Genomic DNA, 16,335 nt, shown 5'->3' with positions numbered 1-16,335 from the left:
CCGTCCCACCCGCGCTCGCCGCCATGCACGCCCAGCACAGCGGTGACACCGGCCGCGCCTGGATCGCCGCCCTGCCCGCCCTCGCCGCGGACATGCTCGACCGCTGGCAACTGCGCCGCGACGGCCCCGCCCGCCACGGCATGGTGTCGCTCGTGCTGCCCGTGCGCCGCCCCGACGGCACCCCCGCGGCGCTGAAGCTGCAACCGGTCAACGAGGAGAACGACGGCGAACCCGTCGGCCTGCGCGAATGGGACGGCGACGGCATCGTCCGGCTCCTGGAACACGACCCCGCCACCGGCACGATGCTGCTGGAACGCCTCGACGCCTGCCGCCCCCTCAGCGCCGTCGACGACCCCGTCTCCGTGCCCGTCCTCGCCGCGCTCCTGGCCCGCCTCACCGCCCGCCAAGCCCCACCCGGGATGCGCACCCTCAAAACCATCGCCGAGAACATGCTCGCCGACGCCCCGCGCCTCATCCCGCGCTTGACCGACCCCGATGAGCGGGCCCTCATCCACCGCTGCGCCGACACCGTGCGCGAACTCGTCGACGAACCCGGCGACCGGCTGCTGCTGTGGGACCTGCACTACGACAACATCCTCGCCGCCGACCGCGAACCCTGGCTCGCCATCGACCCCAAACCCCTCGCCGGAGACCCCGCCTTCGACCTCATGCCCGCCCTCAGCAACCGCTGGCACGCCATCACCACCGCGAACAACCCCACCCACGCCCTCCGATGGCGCTTCGACCAACTCCGCGAAGCCATCGACCTCCCCCACGACCACGCCACCGGCTGGACCCTGGGCCGCGTCCTGCAGAACACCCTCTGGGACATCACCGACGGCGCCACCCGCGTCGACGACGTCCAGGCCACCATCGCCCACGCCCTCCTGGGATAGCCGTGGCGGATCATCGACAGGCTCCGACCGCCCGCGGAAGTCCGATCAAGATCTTCGCCCGTCGACGCGGTGACCGCTGTGTTACAGGATGTCGCTCGCCGACGGCATATATGGGTGCCACCACGGACGCGGCCGGCATCGCCAGGGTAAAAAGCCTCGATGGCATCATCGAAAACTCCGCACGCCTGCGCATTTCGACTGGACACCGACCGACCGGCGGGTTCATACCATCGGCGGACTGGGCAACCATGGTGCCGGTCGCTAGGCTGAAACGCGGAGCTCCATTGCCGATATCTCAACAGGTATTCCAAGAAAATGTTGTGGGACACCGGTCGCCCGGGGCGATGGCGATGGCAGGACTCATCGAATTGCGTTCCGAGCGGCCTGATTCCGTATCAGGGGAGCGTTGAATGAATATCAAGTCGAAGGCGGTGGCGGTGTTGGGCGGCGCGCTCATCACCACGACCGTGCTGGCCCCGGCCGCGTGGGCCGACCAGGAGCCTTCGGGACCGGGGGCGTTCATGTCGGGGCACACCACCCAGAAGCGCAACGGTCTCACGTGCGAGAACCGCTGGTACAACACCTACGGCGGCACGACCTGCTCCGGCGGGTCGGGAGCGCAGAACGTGAAGTGGCGCGTGCACGTCGCCTGTGCCGCCCAATCCGACTACACCGGCCCGTGGAGCTACGGGTCTGGCAGCGGCGGGTTCGAATGCAACTTCAGCGTCCAGAACTCCAGCGTGGAATGGGGATGATCCAGCCCGGTTGATCCGGTCGGGACGAGGCGCCGATGCGTCCCGCACGGCTTGGTCAAGGCCGTGCGGGACGCACGCGTCGCGAACCGGTCCAGCTCCTGGCGGGGGAAACACGGTGGTGAGGGATATCGCGGGGCAGCGAGTTCCACGATGATCAGCGCGGCGGTATCACGACGTCGGCGGTCGAGTCGGGGAGTGTCGATAAGCGGGAGCACCCACCATGCACCATCGGGCCGAGGAGAAGGTGCCGGCGATCTCGGGCAATTTGAGCACAAACTCGCAGCCTGTCCGGATTGTACCGTGACACGAGCGTCGCGAAATACTCGGCACCTGACCATCCGGATGCGCGGATCACGCAGCGCGCAGGTGGGCGACTTCTTCCCGCACGACACGTTCGACATTCACATCGCATTGCGCCGCGATGGCGGCAGGGTGTCGAAATCGACGAACATCCCCGCCATTCCGCTGTTCCGGGTCAGGACGTTGTAACGGTAGTTCACCACCAGCACGGCGGGCAGCGGCGACAGATCGGCGACCAGTTGGGCGCTGCTGCGCGCCACCGGGCGGCCGATCGTCGTGGCCGCCACGCCGGCGGGCCTGGCGGGTCGCGTGCTCGACCTCAGCGGGCTCGGCACCACCTCCACCCCCGTCGCCGAGCCGGGAACCCCACCGCGCTGACGCGACCCGCTCTACCGCGGCACCTCGGTGACGTAGACGCGCGCGCTGCGGCGGGCGAGGACCGACTCGAGTTGGTCGACGCCGTCGAACTCGTTGCACAGCAGGAACAGGTGCCGACCCTCCGGGCCGCCCAGCGCGCACGAGAAGCAAGGGAGGTCGGTCTCCACCCGGTGGGTGATCTCGCCGCCGTCGAGGACGCGGACCACCGCGCCGGCGGGGCCGCTTCCGGTGTGCGCGAAGGTGTCGGCGGTCTGGCACCAGATGCCGCCGCCCGCGTCGACGCAGATGCCGTCGGGTCCCAGTCCCTCCGCCCACGTGCGGCGGCCGGACAACGTGCCGTCGGCGGCGATGTCGAAGGCCGAGAGGCGTCCGGCGAAGGACTCCGAGACCACCAGGGTCGAGCCGTCAGGGGTGATCACCATGCCGTTGGGGAACTCGATGTCGCCCGCGACGTCGCGGGCGGTGCCGTCAGGGGCGACCAGGCGGATCCAGCCGGGCTCGGGCGCGCCGCCGCCGAGGAAGTCGAAGTCGGCGCCGTTGACGTAGACGTGGCCCGCGGGGGTGACGACGAGTTCGTTGCCGCCCTGCGGGCTGTGCCGCACCGGTGCGCCGTCCGGCTCGACCCGGGTCAGCTCCTCGCCGGAGACCAGCAGGCGGCCGTCGGGCAACCAGGCGATCGACCAGCCCATCCCGCCGCGCCCCGGCCCGACCACCTCGCGCCTGCCCTCGAGGTCGACCGCCAGCACCTCGCCGCTGCCCCAGTGGGCGAACCACAACCGGCCCTCGTGCCAGCGCCCGGACTCGACCATGGTCAGCCCGTCGGTGAGCAGCCGCGGGGCGGGGAGTGGGACGACCACGGGTGCCTCCTGGGGAAACTGGACTGGACGGTCTAGTCCAGTGGTGCGCCCTAGCGTACGGTCGGGTCCGTGCTCGATCAACACCCGACCCGCAAGCAGGCGGCCATCCTCGAAGCGGCCACGACGACCTTCCTCGACAACGGCTTCCGCGGGACGAGCATGGACGCGGTCGCACGCGTCGCCGACGTCTCCAAACAGACCGTCTACCAGCACTTCGGCGACAAGGAACGGCTCTTCGTCGAGATGGTCCGCCGAGCCGTCAACGCCGTGGCCGACGCGGTCTCCGCCGGGATCGGGCAACTCGGCTCCGGGGACGACCTGACCGCCGACCTGCACGCGTTCGCCACACGGCAACTCACCGCCGTGCTCCAACCCCGCGTACTCGCCCTGCGCAGACTCGTGACCGCCGAGGCGTGCCGCTTCCCCGAGCTCGGGCAGGCGTTCTTCGACCAAGGCCCGGGCCGGACGATGACCGGACTGACGGCCAGGTTCGCCGAACTCGCCCACGACGGCCGGTTGGACCTCGACGACCCGTCGACCGCGGCGTCGGACTTCAACTGGCTGGTCATGGCCGCGCCGGTCAACGAGGCGATGCTGCTCGGGCGGACGGCCTTCCCGGCCGAGGACATCGCGCTTGTGGCCAACCGGGCGGTGGCGACGTTCATGCGCGCCTACGGCCCACGACCGTGACCACACGTACGAGCGCATTTCCCGACCCCGGCGTGTGGCAGGCACCCCATCACGGGTAGGCCCGAAGTGGAGCGCCGTCGCTGTGGGGAGGTCCGCCGGGATGCGCAGTCGGGTAGCCGCGTTCGCCGTGTGCGCGCTGGTCGCGGGTAGCGGCACGGCCGCGGCCGAGGGATTGCCGCTGCCGTACTCGGGTCCGGCGGACCAAGTGGTCACGGTCGTGGCAGCGAACCCCGCCGCGACCACGGCCACCGTGACGGCCTGGCGCCGCGCGGCCTCCGGGTGGACCGTCGACGTCGGCCCCGTCGACGCCTTCGTCGGCGAGTCCGGGATCGGGCAGACCGCCGAGGGCCGACGCACGACCCCCGCCGGGGTGTGGCCCCTGACCGAGGCGTTCGGCAACAAGCCGGGGTACGGGACCCGCCTGCCGTACCGCCAGGTCGACACGTCCGACTGGTGGGTGTCCGACGTCGACTCGCCGCACTACAACAAGCCATTCCGCTGTGCCCCGGGCGCCTGCCCCTTCGACGAGCGCGCGGGTGAGGACCTGGGCCGGGTCGGCGCGGCCTACGACCGGGCGGTCGTCATCGACTACAACCGCGACCCCGTCGTCGCGGGCGCCGGGTCGGCCTTCTTCCTGCACATCGGCACCGGCGCGCCGACGGCGGGCTGCGTCAGCGTGCCCGCCCCCGCCCTCGACTCACTCCTCACCTGGCTCGACCCGGGCGCCCACCCCGTCATCGCCATCGGAGTCCCCTGAACGTCCACCCGGCACCGGTCCGAGTGGAACACTCCGCGCGCTGACGTCGGCGGGGATGTCGTCGTGGGCTGATTTACTGCGCGCATGGGTGTGTTGACGGACTACTTCCGCGCGCCGGACGCGGGTGCGGTGGTGGCGTTCCTGACGTCGTCCGAAGCGGCGTCGCCGGTGGCCGAGTTCGACGGCGTCGAGGCCAAGTCGATCGACCCGCACGTGGTGCTGGGGCTATTGGTGGCGGTCGCGGCGGGGGAGCCGTACCAGGGCCTGGCCTCGCGACCGGTGTGGCCCGCGACGCCTGAGCCCACGGGCTACCCGGACGACGGGGACCCGTGGGCCGACGGGCCGTGGGTGTTCGAGCTGGACACCCGGGTGCGGGACGTGATCGCGGACGTGAACGAGGTGACGGCGGTCGTCACCGAGTGGGCGCGGGCGGAAGAGGTGGGCGGCTCGCCGTCGGACTGGGAGCCGGTGGTGGGGGAGCTGGTGGCGTTGGCCGGTCGAGCCAGGAGCGCGGGGCAGCGGCTGTACTGCTGGACGTGCCTGTAGCCGACGCGCGCCCTCTTGATGGCCCGCTGCGCTCAAGCGGGGCGGCGGTTGACGTAGGCGGCCAGGCCGCCGAGTTCCTCGCTGGCGACGAACGCCGACCGCACGTGCACGATGGCCTCTTCGACGTGCGCCGGGCAGCCCCACGCCGCATCACCCCAGGAGTCGGCGACCTTGAGCTCGGCGGGCTCGGTGCAGCCGTCGGCCCCGCCCAGCTGACAGTGCTCGGGGTGCGGCAGGACGACCTGCGCGGCCGCGGCGGTGCGGATCCGGGCGGCGAGTTCTGCGGCGGTGGCGGCGCGCTGCTCGGCTTCGGCGCGTAGCGCCCGTTCGCTGCGCACGGCCTCGGCCAGCTCGTCGCGGGCCGCTTTCGCCTCGGCCTCGGCGTCCCGACGGGCCCGTTCGTTGTGGTGGCGTTCGATGGCCAGTGCCGCGGTGTGGGCGAAGATCCGGGCGAGGGCGAGGTCGGTGCCCTGCGGCACGCGCGGCACGCGGTGGTACATGGCGAAGGTGCCCAGCAGGCTCCCGTCGAGGGCCAGGATCGGCGTGGACCAGCAGGCCGCCAGATCAGCCCGCTCGGCCAGGTCGCGGAAGTCGTCCCAGAACGGATCGCAGGCGATGTCGGTGACGATGACCGGAGCCCGCCGGTAGGCGGCGGTGCCGCAGGAGCCGATGCCCTCACCGGTGGCGATGCCGTCGATGGCCCGGTTGTAGAAGTCGGGCAGGCTGGGCGCCGCCCCATGGTTGAGGTGCGCGCCGTCGGAGTCGGCGAGCAAGACGGAGACGAGAACCTCCTGCGGTGCGAGGTTCTCGATGCAGCGCGCCATCCCGTCGAGCACGTCGGCCAAGGGTGCTTGCCGGGCGATCTGCTCGAGCAGCGCGCGTTGTTCGGCCATCAGGTGCTGGGCGTGTCTGACCTGGGTGGTCTCGATGCCGACGACCCGGACTCCGATGACCCCGCCGTCGGTGTCGTGGCGCGGTTCGCAGGTGAGGTCGAAGAACGCCTCCCGCGCCCGCGGACCGCTGTCGAGCACGATTCGGACGTCGCGGTCGATGCGCGGCTCACCGGTGCGGTAGACGTCGTCGAGCAGGGCGACGAAGCTCCGACCGAGCGGTTCGGGCAACAGCGCGGCGAGCGGGGCACCGACGTGTGCCCGGTCCTCGCACAGGGCGGCGAGGAACGCCGGGTTGGCCGTTTCCACCAGGTGCGTCGGCCCCAGCAGCGAGGCGAACACGGCATCGGACCGGCCGAACAGTGCCCGCACGTCCTCCTCTGCCGTCGTCGATAAGGGGTGCCGACCTGGTGCCGCCGTCATGGTGTGGTCCGTTCCTCGTCTGCGGGTGCCACCGTAGTACCCGCTTCGCCCGGCCACTGCACATCGTCGTCGGGTGCGGTCTGCCGCCGCGTGGGATCGGACCAATTCGACAGCATGATTACGGGGAAGCCGCAAGACGTCATTTCGGCCGCCGCTACGTTGCCTAAAGCTCTGTTCGCGAATGTCATCCAGAATCGACCACGTATGAGATTGGAGACTGCGGCGTCGAATCGGACGAGATTCATCGCATTGGTCTAGTCCTATGGGCATCTAGTCCGATCGCGCCTGGTTCCCAGCGCTGCCAACGAGTCCGTTCGTCGCGGTGTGCGACCGTAGTGGGCCGTCGGAGTGAGAGCGCGCGGTTGCGGTGTGAGTCCAATGGGCGCTTGGGAATACGCGAGCGCGACTGCCAGGCTCGGAAACCGAACGGCTCGAGTCGGGCGGTTTTCGAATCAGTCACAGGAAGAAGTCTCGTCACGAAGGATCGGGTTCTTATGCCGGGCGGCGGGCGTGGCGTTCGCCACCGCGGCGGCGTTGGTCGTCGCGCCGGTGGGCGCCAACGCGGCCGAGGGGTTCGTGGCGAGCGCCGCGGAGTCGGTGCCGGGCGAGTACGTGGTGGTGCTCAAGGACACCGCCGCCGTCGCGCGGTCCGCGTCTGGCCTCGCCGCCCGCTATGGCGGCACCGTCACCACGACGTGGAGCCACGCGCTGCACGGGTTCGCCGCGACGATGAGCCCGGCGGCCGCGCGGAAGTTGGCCGCCGACCCGGCGGTGGCGTCGGTGAGCGAGAACGGCGTGGTGCGCGCGACCGACGTCCAGCCCAACCCGCCGTCGTGGGGCCTGGACCGGATCGACCAGCGGAACCTGCCGTTGAGCGGCACCTACGAGTACGCCACCACCGCCCCCGCCGTGCACGCCTACGTGCTCGACACCGGGATCCGCACCACGCACAGCACCTTCGGCGGCCGCGCGAGCTGGGGCTTCAACGCCGTCGACGGGAACAACACCGACTGCAACGGGCACGGCACGCACGTGGCGGGCACGATCGGCGGCGCCCAGTACGGCGTGGCCAAGGGCGTGCAGCTGGTCGCGGTGAAGGTGCTCAACTGCGCCGGTTCGGGCTCCCTCGCCGGGATCATCAGCGGCGTCGACTGGGTCACCGCGAACGCCGTGCGGCCCGCCGTGGCCAACATGAGCCTGGGTGGCACCGCGTCGGCGGCCAACATCCCGCTGGAGAACGCGATCCGCGCCTCCATCGGCTCCGGGATCACCTACGCCGTCGCCTCCGGCAACTCCAACGCCGACGCCTGCGGCTTCAGCCCGGCCCGCGTCGCCGAGGCGATCACCGTCAACGCCTCCGACGCGGCCGACCGGCGCGCGTCCTTCTCCAACTTCGGCACCTGCACGGACATCTACGCTCCCGGCGCGGGCATCACCGCGTCCTGGAACGGCTCCGACTCCGACGCCCGGGCACTGGATGGCACGTCCATGGCCGCCCCGCACGTCGCGGGCGCCGCGGCGCTCTACCTCGCGCAGAACCCCGGCGCCACCCCGCCCGCGGTGCAGGCGGCCCTGCTCCAGGCGTCGACCCCGGACAAGATCACCGACGGCGGTGCCGTCTCCGGCCTGCTCTACACCGGCACCGCCCCCAACACCGGCGGCGTCAAGGCACTGGGCCGCTACTGGAACAACCGCAACGACCACGCCACCTCCACCACCCCCCTGGGCGGCGCGTACACCACCCAGCAGCCCGGCACCCACGCCCTGTACCGCTGCCAGGTGAACTGGGGCTACACCGACTACTTCACCTCGCTGGATGCCAACTGCGAGGGCCGCGGTCGACTCGGTGTGCTGGGCTACGTGCACTCCAGCCCCACCGGCACATTCACCATCCCCTTGTACCGCTGCGTGGTCCGCGCCAACGGCGACCACATGGAGTCCAACCAGAGCAACTGCGAGAACCAGAACTCCGAAGGCCTCCTCGGCTACACCAGCTCCTGACACGCGATACGTGCGCGCGCCCCACCCAGGGCGCGCGCACGCCCGTCTCAGCCCTGTTCAGGACACCGGTGCCCTCTCGCCACCAACGCGTCGAACACCCCCAGTTGCCGGGCGACACGGCGGATACTGTGCGGACGGTCTTGGTGTTGGTAGATCGTGAGGGCTTCGAGCAGGGTCTCCTCGGCCTGCTCGTAGTGGCCGATGGCCATGTACGGGGCCCCAAGGCGGTCGAGGGTGTCGGCCGCGGCGTAGGTGTTGCCGAGTGACTGGTAGATGTCGAGCGCGCGGCGGTAGTGCTCGATGGCTTCGTGGTGGCGATGGACCACATGCGCTATCCACCCGAGGCTGTCGTGGGTGTGCGCCTCACCGTCGGGATCGTCGTGCTGCTCAAACAGAGCAAGAGCGGCACGGCAGAACTCCTCCCCGGCGCCGCGGTCGCCGAGCCACGCGGTCAGCCAACCAACCTGGTTGAGCGCCGTGGCTTCACGCACCGGGTTTCCGAGGCGCCGGTAGAGCTCCAATGCGTGCGAGGCGTGGTCCAAAGCCCGCTCCCGGTCCGCGTCCTGCTCCGACATCAACGCCAGCGTCCGGTGGGTGTGCGCCTCTTGCGCGGTTTCACCGTGGAGTCGGGCCAGGTCCAGTGCTCGCCGCAGGCTGCGGTGCGCTTCGTCGAGATCGCCCAGTTCGATGTGGGCGTGCCCGAGATGCCGGTACGCGCGGATGGCGAGTACCGGGTCGGTCAGCCGCGGCGCGGCCTCGCTGGCGCATCGCCAGATGTCCGCCCTCTCCTGGCGGTGCGCGCGGCGCTGCTGATAGGTGTTCAACACCCACGCCAGCCGCCAGACCGTCTCGTGCTCGTCGGCGGCGGACGCGTCGGTGTGGGTGGCGAGCAGGTTCCGGTGCTCGACCGCGAACCACTGCAGAGCGCTGTCCGCGTCCCGCAGTGGGTGCGAGCACACGCCGGACATCGGGCGGCCGAGGCGGATCGACGTGCGTCGTGGGTCGAGGCGTCGGTCGGCCTCGGCTGCGGTGTGGACGTAGAAGTCGAACACCCGCTTGATCGCGTCCTGGCGTTCCCGGGCGGGGAGCTCGTTCGCCAGGGATCTCGCGTGGTCGCGGACGAGGTCGTGCATCCGGTAGCGACCCTGGTTGTCGCGGTCCACCAGTGACGCGTGTTCGAGGGCGCGCAACAGGAGTTTGGCACAGTCGACGGGCAGCGCGACGAGACTGGCCGCGGCCGGGAGCCCGGTGTCGGGGCCGGGCGCGAGGCCCAGCAGGAGGAACGCCGTGCGCTGCCCGTGGGTGAGCGCACGGGTGGAGAAGGACAACACGGCGGGCAGGCTCGTGGCAGGGTCGCCGGTGTCGAGCACGTCGAGGCGGCTGCTCTCGTCCCGTAGTTCGTCGGCGATCTCGGCGGGGGAGTGGGTACGCGCGAGTCCGGCGATGATGGCCAGTGCCAGGGGATGTCCCGCACCGGCTGCGAGCAGGGCGCCTGCCGCGTGGTCGGCGCCGAGCCGGGCGGACAGCATCGCGCGGGCCTCCGAACCCGTGAGAGGGCCGAGCCGCAACGACTGGGCATCGTGAGCGACGGCCAGTCCCGGGAGTCGATTCCGACTGGTGACCAGGACCGTGCACGACGACGTCCCGGGCAACAGCGGACCGACCTGCGCTTCGTCGCACGCGTTGTCCAGCAGGATCAACATGCGTTTCCCCGCGACCAGGCTCCGGAAGAGCGCGGTCCGGTCGGCCAGGGCCGCCGGGACGCGTCTGTGGTGCACCCCGAGCGCGTCGAGGAATCCCCGCAGGGCCGCGGCGGGCTTCAGCGGGTGTGAGTTCGGGGAGAAGCCGTGCAGGTCGACGAACAGCGCGCCGTCGGGGAACCGGTCGCCGTGGGAGGCCGCCCATTGCACGGCGAGGCTCGTCTTCCCCATACCGCCCGCGCCGCCGATGGTCCAGATCGTCGGCGTTTCACCGGGTTCCGCGGCGGTCAGCGCGGCGAGCTCGCCCTGGCGACCGACGAAGCCTGGCGGTGGCAGCGGTAGTTGACGCGGTGTAGGGCGCGGATTGTCGGCGAGAAGGTGGAAGTGGTTGCCGCCGACCGCGATCGTCCCGCCTTGAACCACGACGCCCGAGATGGCCGAGGCGTCGACCGTGTTCCGCACACCGCTCGCGGTCTCGTCGTCAGCATTCGTCATCGCCACCCCCGGATGAGGCGGCCGACGGTACCCGAACGCCGCCCTGTCACCCGTACGGCCCATGTTCGAGCAATTCGCCACGAGCCGCGCGCCCGCCCTGTCGTAATAGCCCGACGTTCCCGGCAACAGGGGGTCATATGGCCGACACAGCACCGATGGGCGAGGGACCGCTACGCCTGGCGGGCGTGTTGCGGGGAGCCGTGTGGGCTGTCGCGGCCGTTGGGCTGCCCGATGGCACGGTCGTGGCGGCGGGCGACTCGCACGGGCAGCTCGCGTGGTGGGACGTCGAGACCGGTGAGTTGCTCGGCAAACTCCAGTCTCCCGACCCCGCTGTGGTGCGGTCGATGACATCGATCTCGTTGCCCGACGGGCGGGTCGTGTTCGCCGCGGGCGGGAGCCGTGGCTCGATCCTCGCCTGGAACGCCGTCACCGGCAACGCCGAGTGGACGATTCCGCTGCGCAGCGGCCCGGTTTGGTCGATGGCGGCGGTGACGCTGCCCGGGGGATCCACGGTGTTGTTCTCCGGCGAGGACGACGGCCGGATCCACCGCTGGGACGTCAGGACCGGTGAACCGGTCGGTGCGCCGTTCGGCGATCACGCCGCCGCGGTGCGGGCCATGGCGGTCGGCCCGCTGGTCGACGGCAGATCCACCCTGGTGACCGGCGCGGACAACGGCACCGTCCGCCAGTGGGACGCCGAGACCGGGCACGCGATCGGGTCGGTGCGCAACCACGGCAGCGGCGCGGTCTGGGGCTTGGCCGTGAGCACCCTCGCCATGACGGTGAGCTGCGGCAACGTCGGCACCCTGTGCCGGTGGGACGAGACCGGCGCCCTCCTGGGCGCGCCGATCCCGGTCGGCTCCGGTGCCTTGACCGGCATCGTCACCGCCACCCTGACCGGCGGCGACGTCGCGTTGATCTGCAGTGGCGTCGACGGCAGACTGTCCTGTTGGGACGCTCACACCGGCAGGCGGATGGGTCGCCCGGTGCTTGCTGCCGCCGGTGGCGTGCTCTCCCTGGCCGCCGCGCCGGGCCTGGGCAGGCTGGTGTTCGGCGGCACGGACGGGACGGTGACCGTGGCGGCGACGCCCTGGAACGCCCGGCCCGCGGTGTCGGTCCGCGCGCAGATCGACTCCGCCCGGGTCGAGGACAGGCTCGGCCGACGGGTCCTCGCCGCGCACCTGGAGGGGCTGCTGGGTCAGCTGGCCGCGCACTCCGACAGCACCAGCGCGGTGGTGCACGTCGACGGGCCGTGGGGCGGGGGCAAGAGCACGCTGGTCAAGCTGCTCCTGCGCGACGAGCACACGCACGGCCCGTCGTGGACGCCGCCGGTTGTGGTGAACTACGAGGCGTGGCGGGAAGGCGCGATCGCGCCGGAGTGGTGGTCGCTGGCCGCCGCGGTCGAGCGGGAGGTGCGCCGGTCACGGCCGTGGGTCACCCGCGTGGCCATGCAGGTCTGGTCGGTGGTGGCGCGGACGCTGCGCTCGCCCGCCACCCTGGTCGCCCTCGCGGTGGCGGCGGGCGGCACGCTGCTGAACACCTTGCTGCCGGAGTCGTGGATGCGGATCGCGGTCACCGTCCTCGCGGCGGCGGGCGGCCTGCTGGGTGCCGGGCTGGTCGTCGGTCGGACGTTGTTCTGGCACTCCGCCCCGTTCGGCAGGCTGCACCTGCATACCGAGGACAACCCGCTGGGCCAGGTCGCCGACATGGTCGCCTGGCTGCGCCGCTGGACCCCGCGCGCGGGCGCGGGCAGGCGCCCCGTGCTGCTGGTCATCGACGACCTGGACCGGTGTCCGGCCGACCGGGTGGTGCGGATCCTGGAGACGGTGCACACCATCCTGCGCCAACCCGTGCGCCGCGGGCGGCGAGAGCTCGCGCGGCTGTTCGTCCTCGTGCTCGCCGACGGCCGGTGGATCACCAAGGCCTTCACCTCCCGCTACGCCGAGTTCGGCGACCCGGGCAACCAGACCCGCGACCTCGGCTCGGACTTCGCCCAGAAGGTCTTCGACCACGTCGTGCACGTACCGGACCTGTCCCGCGCGCAGCTCTCCACCTACCTCGACGACGTCCTCGCGGCCCGAACGGCCCCCACCACCGGCGTCAAACCACAACCGCGGCAACAACCCGCACCCCCGCCCGCGCAAGAACAGGAACAGCTCGTCCACGCGCGCCGCGAGGCCACCGCCGAAGTGCTCCAAGCGCGCGGAGACCACCTACTGCACACCTACGCGGACCTGGTCCCGCCCAATCCCCGCATGATCAAACGCATCGCCAACGCGCTGGGAATGCTGCTGGCGGTCCAGATCCACGTTCGTCACGCCGAGGACGACGACGCCCTGGCACGGGCCGCGATCCTGCTCGTGCGGTTCCCCCTGCTCGCCGCCCGCCTGCGCCACGACCCACTCGACGACAAAGACCCCTGCTGGGACCTCTCCGGCGTGCGGGACGTGCTCGGCGAGCACGACCTCACCTCGCTCGCCCGCTGCCTGGGCCGCACCTGAGGGTCACCGGATCAACGGCCGCAACGTCTCCACCGCGATCTCCAACCCCTGCCGCGTCCACGCACCAGCCCACACCGGATCCTCATGCTCGACGGCGACCGTGCCGTCGAAACCACCGCAGTAGAGCGTGTCGATGATCCGGTTCCAGTCGAGCTGCCCCCGCCCCGGAACCCGGTAGCGCCACCACCCGGTGTCCTCGGGACGGGCCCGGGTCACCGCCTTGCCGAAGACGCCGAACCGGTTCCGCGCCCGCTCGTCGACCTCGATGTCCTTGGCCTGGAAGTGCGACACCCGCCCCGAAACCAGAACCGACCGCAGCGCCTCGACCGGGTCGATGCCCAACCACAGCAGGTGCGAGGGGTCGAAGTTGAGGTACAGCCCGAGGTCGAACATCCAGTCCCACAACTCGGGGGAGTAGGCCAGGTTGCCGGGGTAGCCATCGGGGTGCCAGCCCTCCATCGGGCAGTTCTCGATGACGAGCCGGACACCGTGGTCGTCGGCGTAGCGGACCAGCCCGGGCAACACCCGCTCGGCCTCCCGCAGATTGCCCGCCACACTCGCCCCGGCGTCGCGGCCGATGAACGTGCCGACGTGCGGCACACCCAAGGCCGCGGCCGCGCGGACGCAAGCCCGAAGGTGCTCATGCACCCGCGCCCGCTCGACGAGGTCCCCGATGAGGTTGTTCTCGTAGCAGCTCACAGCCGAAACGGTCATGCCGTGCGCGGCGAACAACTCCAACACACGCCCCGCCTCAAGGCCCGCCCCATCCACGTCAAGATGCGCGGCCTGGTGCGGGTGATCGCCACCGGCGGGCCACGCCGCTACCTCCAGAGCGTCATACCCAGCCCCACTCGCCCACGCGACGACCTCGGCGAGCGTGAGCCCCGGAAGACAAGCGGTGAACAGGCCGAGTCGCATACGTCTCCCCGATCGTGTCGACCCGTACAGCGTAGTCGAACTCCCGACACAGCAGTGCCAAGCCGACGACCTCCACCACTGCCCGGCGTCCCGCTGTCGCTGTACGCACTTCTCGTGTTGCTCGGGAGAAGCGGCGTCAGGTTGCCTGTCGACCGCCCGTCGGCGTTCGCGTGGGGCGTCTCGTACCAGTCGACAGCTCGGATGATCTCCGCCCGCTTGTTGGGTTTCATGAGCGTGCAAGCGGGACGCAGAAGCACGCGCACCGATCCGTCACGAGCCGGTCGCCCTGTGCCACTCGATCACAGTGGTCGGTCGACGGCGGGGAGCCGGTTCTGGTGAGCGCTGGTCGCGGCAGGTTGTCCGCTGTGTCGGTCGTGTTGTTGGCCCCGGCCTTGGCGTTGCTCGGGAATCTGGCCACCAACACCGTGGCGGTCACCTGGTGGTGGTGGCCTTCGGCGGTGTGGGTCGTCGTGGCGTTGCTGGTCGGGGCCACGGTGTGGGTGGAAGTCTCCCGCTCGCCGCGGAACACCGCGATCTGGTGCGCGCGGCACAGACCGCGCTGCACTCCGCCGCGGAGGCCGCCGCCGACCCGCACACCGGACGGGCGGGGGAGCGGGCTGCCCCGACCCCGCTGAGGGTGCCGGGGCAGCCACCGCACACAGTGGCCCCGGGGGCAAGCCACCTCCACCGGATCACCGGCAGAGCCCGGAGCCAACAACCAGGTTAGGGACAACCTGCCCGAACGCCCATCCGGCTGCACGACGCCGGGTTCGGCACCGTCGAGCAGATGCTGGCCGCCAGCCCACAGCAGATCCCTCAGCGCCCCGGGCGTGTGCTGCTGACGCCCAACCCGCGCTGGATCACCCGGCACCCGGCCTTTTGGTGGGACGGCGCGCTCACTCACACCCCCGACGTCGAAGCCATCCACGTCGAACAGGCGTGGTCGCTGTGGAGCGACGGGGCACTGGTGCGCGGCCACTGGGCAACACCCGCCGACCCCGCGCACGGTCCGAGGGAAGCCGCGCCCACACCGACCACCCTGGCGACGCAGCACCAACGCCGCGGCCAGGAACGTCGCGGCGTCGAGAGCGAACGTCCTCAGGGGGTGCGGTGAGTAGGTCATGGGAAGGGGATGAGTACGCCGATGGCGGTTCCGATGATCAAAACTACTGTCAGCAATGCGAGGAGTCCGCCCGGGGAAAATGACAGCCGAGTGGCTTGGGGGGTGAGCGAGAACGTGTCATTGACGGCGCCGCCGTCGTGTGCCGGTTGCGACGGGGAGGTGCTCTCAGGGGGCAACTCCCGGGGGACGGGGGTGTCGACGTGGGCGGCGTTGACGAGGTGATCGGCGAGGCGTAGATAGTGCTCGACCAGGGTGTTGGTGGCACCGGGCGGTCCGGGGAGCAGCGCTTATAGCAGCAGGGTGAGTCCGGCGGTGTCCCTGGGGATGCGGTCGCCCTTGAGCCAGACGCCTACGGTGCTCTTGCTGACCGCGCGGCCAGGGTCGAGTTCCCGCATGCGCTTTTCGCAGTCGCGGAGACTGAGCCCTTGCTTTCGTGCCTTGTCGCGTAGTGATCGGATGAAGTCCGCTTCGGTGGTGATGGTGTGGAGACTTTCCAGACGCAGCATCGCCTTTCGGGCTATCTGGGCTCGCTCGTGAGGTTCCGGGAGGATCGCCTCGAGCAGTCGCTGTTCATGTGCCCGCTCGTGCAGACGTCTGCATTGGTGTATCTCGGAGCTCGTGGCCTCGGCGGTCCGGAGGATGGTCTCGTAGACGCTCCACGCCAGCACCCGCTCGGACGTCATGTCGGAGGCCGCGGCGATCAGGCCTGCGGTGAGCGTGACGGTGGTCTCGCCGTTGTGGGACGCGGAGTCGATGCAGGCCAAGGCCATCTTCTTCTCGCCCGCGCGTTGGCATGCCAGCTGCACTCGCTGGTGTAGGGCCTGTCGGGGCTCGAGCATCGCGGCCGGTCTGCGGACCACGCGCGCAAGTGCATCCTTCGCTTCGGTGTGGGGTATTGCAGGGTGCGTGGGGTTCATCGACTAGGCCCAATGCCGGTCGGTTAGGTGGTTTCGGCTGGTCGGCGGCGGTGTCGGGTCTTGCTGGGCGGGGTGAGGGTGATGTTCGAGTGAGGTGGTCGGCTGTTTCGGAGTTGTTGTCGGTGTCGTGCGCGTTTGACCGGGAAGTTGCTCATTTTCCGTTTGATCACCCGCGGGTAGCTCCGGTG

At 70.7% G+C, this 16,335-nt stretch carries 14 protein-coding genes; 8 read left to right on the top strand and 6 right to left on the bottom strand.

The features are described from left to right. The first annotated feature begins 23 nt into the window (after nt 1-23). Both CLV40_RS33760 and CLV40_RS33755 read left to right on the top strand, forming a co-directional pair. On the top strand, nt 24-896 hold the full coding sequence (locus CLV40_RS33760) for an aminoglycoside phosphotransferase family protein (protein ID WP_104483126.1): 873 nt from the start codon (nt 24-26) through the stop codon (nt 894-896). Between the two features lie 410 nt (nt 897-1,306). Next, nucleotides 1,307-1,651, top strand: coding sequence for a hypothetical protein (locus CLV40_RS33755; protein WP_104483084.1), 345 nt, complete (start codon nt 1,307-1,309; stop codon nt 1,649-1,651). A 401-nt stretch (nt 1,652-2,052) separates the two neighbouring features. Here CLV40_RS33755 and CLV40_RS40045 read toward each other — a convergent pair whose 3' ends face one another. Continuing rightward, complete coding sequence (locus CLV40_RS40045) at nt 2,053-2,238, bottom strand: MmyB family transcriptional regulator (RefSeq protein WP_104483083.1); 186 nt, start codon at nt 2,236-2,238, stop codon at nt 2,053-2,055. 102 nt (nt 2,239-2,340) lie between these two features. Continuing rightward, nucleotides 2,341-3,186 carry an SMP-30/gluconolactonase/LRE family protein gene (locus CLV40_RS33745; protein WP_219824186.1) on the bottom strand — a complete coding sequence of 282 codons (846 nt, stop codon included), beginning with the start codon at nt 3,184-3,186 and terminating at the stop codon, nt 2,341-2,343. 69 nt (nt 3,187-3,255) lie between these two features. Here CLV40_RS33745 and CLV40_RS33740 point away from each other — a divergent pair, with 69 nt between their 5' ends. The 3 genes from CLV40_RS33740 to CLV40_RS33730 all read left to right on the top strand — a co-directional run bounded on the left by CLV40_RS33740 (nt 3,256) and on the right by CLV40_RS33730 (nt 5,179). Further along, nucleotides 3,256-3,876: a TetR/AcrR family transcriptional regulator gene (locus CLV40_RS33740; RefSeq protein ID WP_104483082.1), complete on the top strand. Its 621-nt coding sequence runs from the start codon at nt 3,256-3,258 to the stop codon at nt 3,874-3,876. Nucleotides 3,877-3,976: 100 nt separating this feature from the next. Continuing rightward, complete coding sequence (locus tag CLV40_RS33735; RefSeq protein WP_104483081.1) at nt 3,977-4,633, top strand: L,D-transpeptidase family protein; 657 nt, start codon at nt 3,977-3,979, stop codon at nt 4,631-4,633. Between the two features lie 84 nt (nt 4,634-4,717). Beyond that, nucleotides 4,718-5,179: a hypothetical protein gene (locus CLV40_RS33730; protein WP_104483080.1), complete on the top strand. Its 462-nt coding sequence runs from the start codon at nt 4,718-4,720 to the stop codon at nt 5,177-5,179. 32 nt (nt 5,180-5,211) lie between these two features. On the opposite strand, the gene CLV40_RS33725 is transcribed toward CLV40_RS33730, so the two are convergent. Beyond that, nucleotides 5,212-6,492, bottom strand: a complete 1,281-nt coding sequence (locus CLV40_RS33725; RefSeq protein WP_104483079.1) for a GAF domain-containing protein — start codon at nt 6,490-6,492, stop codon at nt 5,212-5,214. 510 nt (nt 6,493-7,002) lie between these two features. Here CLV40_RS33725 and CLV40_RS33720 point away from each other — a divergent pair. Next, the gene (locus tag CLV40_RS33720; protein ID WP_245931737.1) at nt 7,003-8,493 is read left to right on the top strand and encodes a S8 family peptidase; all 1,491 of its coding nucleotides are present in this window, start codon (nt 7,003-7,005) and stop codon (nt 8,491-8,493) included. A 47-nt stretch (nt 8,494-8,540) separates the two neighbouring features. On the opposite strand, the gene CLV40_RS33715 is transcribed toward CLV40_RS33720, so the two are convergent. Then, nucleotides 8,541-10,688, bottom strand: a complete 2,148-nt coding sequence (locus CLV40_RS33715; protein ID WP_181043910.1) for an ATP-binding protein — start codon at nt 10,686-10,688, stop codon at nt 8,541-8,543. A 137-nt stretch (nt 10,689-10,825) separates the two neighbouring features. Here CLV40_RS33715 and CLV40_RS33710 point away from each other — a divergent pair, with 137 nt between their 5' ends. Beyond that, a complete protein-coding gene (locus tag CLV40_RS33710) occupies nt 10,826-13,189 on the top strand; it encodes a P-loop NTPase fold protein (RefSeq protein WP_104483076.1) in 2,364 nt (787 codons plus the stop codon). 3 nt (nt 13,190-13,192) lie between these two features. On the opposite strand, the gene CLV40_RS33705 is transcribed toward CLV40_RS33710, so the two are convergent. Continuing rightward, the gene (locus CLV40_RS33705) at nt 13,193-14,107 is read right to left on the bottom strand and encodes a sugar phosphate isomerase/epimerase family protein (RefSeq protein ID WP_104483075.1); all 915 of its coding nucleotides are present in this window, start codon (nt 14,105-14,107) and stop codon (nt 13,193-13,195) included. 787 nt (nt 14,108-14,894) lie between these two features. Between CLV40_RS33705 and CLV40_RS33695 the strand changes: the two genes are divergently transcribed. Beyond that, on the top strand, nt 14,895-15,221 hold the full coding sequence (locus tag CLV40_RS33695) for a hypothetical protein (protein WP_104483073.1): 327 nt from the start codon (nt 14,895-14,897) through the stop codon (nt 15,219-15,221). Nucleotides 15,222-15,517: 296 nt separating this feature from the next. Here the strand turns inward: CLV40_RS33695 and CLV40_RS33690 are convergent, their stop codons facing one another. After that, a complete protein-coding gene (locus CLV40_RS33690; RefSeq protein ID WP_146108370.1) occupies nt 15,518-16,090 on the bottom strand; it encodes a hypothetical protein in 573 nt (190 codons plus the stop codon). Between the last annotated feature and the right edge of the window lie 245 nt (nt 16,091-16,335).

The sequence above is a fragment of the Actinokineospora auranticolor genome (assembly GCF_002934265.1).
Lineage (GTDB): Bacteria > Actinomycetota > Actinomycetes > Mycobacteriales > Pseudonocardiaceae > Actinokineospora > Actinokineospora auranticolor.
This window is presented reverse-complemented; position numbering and strand designations above follow the sequence as displayed.

What these genes read in the sequence shown, in the direction of transcription:
- CLV40_RS33730 (WP_104483080.1), top strand. Translation starts at nt 4,718, where the DNA reads ATGGGTGTGTTGACGGACTACTTCCGCGCGCCGGACGCGGGTGCGGTG.
- CLV40_RS33755 (WP_104483084.1), top strand. Translation starts at nt 1,307, where the DNA reads ATGAATATCAAGTCGAAGGCGGTGGCGGTGTTGGGCGGCGCGCTCATC.
- CLV40_RS33760 (WP_104483126.1), top strand. Translation starts at nt 24, where the DNA reads ATGCACGCCCAGCACAGCGGTGACACCGGCCGCGCCTGGATCGCCGCC.
- CLV40_RS33705 (WP_104483075.1), bottom strand. Translation starts at nt 14,107, where the DNA reads ATGCGACTCGGCCTGTTCACCGCTTGTCTTCCGGGGCTCACGCTCGCC.
- CLV40_RS33715 (WP_181043910.1), bottom strand. Translation starts at nt 10,688, where the DNA reads ATGACGAATGCTGACGACGAGACCGCGAGCGGTGTGCGGAACACGGTC.
- CLV40_RS33735 (WP_104483081.1), top strand. Translation starts at nt 3,977, where the DNA reads ATGCGCAGTCGGGTAGCCGCGTTCGCCGTGTGCGCGCTGGTCGCGGGT.
- CLV40_RS33725 (WP_104483079.1), bottom strand. Translation starts at nt 6,492, where the DNA reads ATGACGGCGGCACCAGGTCGGCACCCCTTATCGACGACGGCAGAGGAG.
- CLV40_RS33710 (WP_104483076.1), top strand. Translation starts at nt 10,826, where the DNA reads ATGGCCGACACAGCACCGATGGGCGAGGGACCGCTACGCCTGGCGGGC.
- CLV40_RS33695 (WP_104483073.1), top strand. Translation starts at nt 14,895, where the DNA reads ATGCTGGCCGCCAGCCCACAGCAGATCCCTCAGCGCCCCGGGCGTGTG.